The following is a 1116-nucleotide window of genomic DNA, read 5'->3' on the forward strand; positions in this document are numbered from 1 at the left end:
CGGGCGTCTTGAGCCACATCTTGATGAGAGCCAATACCTGCTTGTCGCTGATCCGATGAGCTACACACTGCAGAAGCTCGTCGTGTGGAATCGTGTCGAAGTACTTCGACAGGTCCGCATCCACAACGTCCGTGTATCCGGATTTGAGGTGGCCGTGCACCCGACGTACCGCATCGAGCGCACTGCGACCGGGTCGGTAACCGTAGGCTTCAGAGGCAAAATCAGCCTCGAACACCGGCTCCAGCACCAGCTTGGCGGCCGTCTGCACCACTCGATCACGAATGGTCGGGATACCGAGCGGCCGCTCGCCTCCGCCGGGCTTCGGGATCGTCACGCGACGCACCGGCTGCGGCCGATACGTCTGGCCCCGAAGCTCCTCTCCCAGAGCCGTCAGCCACGCTTCCACCCCCGCCGCCTCGACCGTCTCGAACGTCACCCCATCGACCCCAGGCGCGCCCTTGTTGGCTTTCGCCAGCTCGTACGCATGGGCCAGGATATCCGACCGATAAATCTTGTCGTACAGAAGATAGAAGCGGAAGCCAGGCTCCGCCTTGGCCTTCGCATAAAGCTTGCGCTGGAGCATCTCGATCTTTTCGGGGGTTGTCAGGCTCATCGCCAATCCCGCTCACCGTCCACACCGTTGCAAGCACATCGCAGGCAGGGGCCTCTCCCTCCACCGGCATTACCCGGCTTCTTCAGTACTATGGCCCCCTCCGACTTCCACGCCATCCGTCCCCTTGCGAGACGTTCGGGTCGCTATCCCGATGCCGCGGATCTCCCCTGTCGCCCATAAACCCTTCTTCCACATGCTGCTGCCTCTTACCCCGGTGGACCTGGACGGGTGCGTCTGTCGATTCTTCCCCATCCGTGGGAGCCTTCCCCGAGGTAGGGGCGGGTCGGCGTCCACGACTTCGTTTTCGAGGCCTGATCGGCAATTCAACTCGTTACAGCCTGCAGAATCGCTCGGCCGCCTCTCGCGGCCTTTGTCACGAGGCTTCGACCCGGCAGTTGCCCACCGACAGTCGCTCGTCAGCTTCCGAGCCCCATCGACTTCAGCTCGTGTGGTCTCCTCATCCCACTGGGTCTATGATCGTTTCAGGACACACCCCACCCTAC

The 1116-nt window shown here is 62.3% G+C and carries 1 protein-coding gene; it reads right to left on the reverse strand.

All coding sequences use genetic code 11. The annotated features are described in order from the left end of the window. Positions 1 to 613, reverse strand: a 613-nt coding sequence (locus ACQR1B_RS36175) for a reverse transcriptase domain-containing protein (protein ID WP_434871638.1), incomplete at its 3' end; no start/stop codon positions are given. Between the last annotated feature and the right edge of the window lie 503 nt (positions 614 to 1116).

The organism is Bradyrhizobium oligotrophicum (assembly GCF_051168495.1).
GTDB classification, from domain to species: Bacteria; Pseudomonadota; Alphaproteobacteria; order Rhizobiales; family Xanthobacteraceae; genus Bradyrhizobium; species Bradyrhizobium oligotrophicum_A.